This window comes from Mycobacterium sp. 852002-51971_SCH5477799-a, assembly GCF_001667145.1.
In the GTDB taxonomy this organism is placed as follows: Bacteria; Actinomycetota; Actinomycetes; order Mycobacteriales; family Mycobacteriaceae; genus Mycobacterium.
Genome location: NZ_LZIF01000059.1, coordinates 1 through 1,493, shown reverse-complemented (window position 1 = coordinate 1,493; position 1,493 = coordinate 1). Strand labels below are relative to the sequence as shown.

Here is a 1,493-nt window from a genome sequence, read left to right as displayed (position 1 = left end):
TATGTGGGGCGTGCTGATGAGCAGGTCAAGATCCGCGGGTATCGCATCGAGTTGGGTGAGGTTCAAGCGGTGTTGGCCGCCCAGCAGGGTGTGCGTCAGGCGGTGGTGATCGCGCGCGAGGACGTCGCTGGGGATAAGCGTCTGGTGGGGTATGTGACCGGGACCGCCGAGCCGGCGGTGTTGCGCAGCGCTGTGGCTGAGCGGCTGCCCGCTTATATGGTGCCGGCTGCGGTCGTGGTGATCGAGGCGTTGCCGCTGACTGCTAACGGCAAACTCGACACCAAAGCCTTGCCGGCCCCGGGCTATCAAGACGGCGAGGGCTATCGCGCCCCGACCAGCTTGACCGAAGAGATTGTTGCTGGGATTTATGCCCAGGTTCTTGGCTTGGAGCGGGTCGGGGTTGATGACTCGTTCTTTGAGGTGGGTGGGGATTCGCTGTCGGCGATGCGGGTGATTGCCGCGGTGAATAAGTCCTTTGATGCGGGTCTTTCGGTGCGGGTGTTGTTCGAGGCGCCGACGGTGGCTGAGCTGGCGCCTCGTATTGAGGGTGCGGGTGGGGGTGGGCTGGAGCCGTTGGTGGCTGTGGAGCGCCCGGCGGTGGTTCCGTTGTCGTTTGCCCAGGCCCGGTTGTGGTTCCTGGATCAGTTGCAGGGGCCGTCACCGATTTACAACATGGCGGTGGCGTTGCGGCTCAGTGGTCGGTTGGATGCTGAGGCGTTGGGGGCGGCGCTGGCTGATGTGGTGGGCCGTCATGAAAGTTTGCGGACGTTGTTTGTGGCGGTGGACGGGGTCCCTCAGCAGGTGATTGTTCCGGTGGGGCGGGTTGATTTCGGGTGGCAGGTTGTTGATGCCGTCGGCTGGCCGGATGATCGGCTGGAGGCGGCTGTGGGCGCCGCGGCTCGTTACACGTTTGATTTGGCTGGCGAGATTCCTTTGCGGGCAAGGCTTTTCCGGGTCGCTGAGGATGAGCATGTGTTGGTGGCCGCGGTGCACCATATCGCTGCTGATGGGTGGTCGGTGGCCCCGTTGGTGCGGGATTTGGGTGTGGCGTATGCCAGTCGGTGTGCGGGGCAGGTGCCGGGGTGGGCGCCGTTGCCGGTGCAGTATGTGGATTACACGTTGTGGCAGCGCGCGCAGTTCGGTGATCTTGATGACAGCGGTAGTCGTATTGCCGGGCAGTTGGGGTATTGGGAGCAGACCCTGGCGGGGTTGCCTGAGCAGCTGCAGTTGCCCACGGATCGGCCTTATCCGCCGGTGGCCGATTATCGCGGGGCCACGGTGGCGGTGGAGTGGCCGGCTGAGGTGCAGGCGCGGGTGCGTCAGTTAGCTGGTGAGCATAATGCGACCAGTTTCATGGTGGTGCAGGCCGCGTTAGCGGTGTTGTTGTCGAAGATCAGCGCCAGTGTTGATGTGGCGGTGGGGTTCCCGATCGCCGGGCGCCGTGACCCTGCGCTCGATGAGTTGGTGGGTTTTTTCGTCAACACGTTGGTGTT

1 protein-coding gene is annotated in these 1,493 nt (G+C 63.8%); it reads left to right on the top strand.

Annotated features, from left to right (window positions below):
* Positions 1-1,493, top strand: a 1,493-nt coding sequence (locus A5753_RS25140; protein WP_231990020.1) for a condensation domain-containing protein, incomplete at both ends; no start/stop codon positions are given.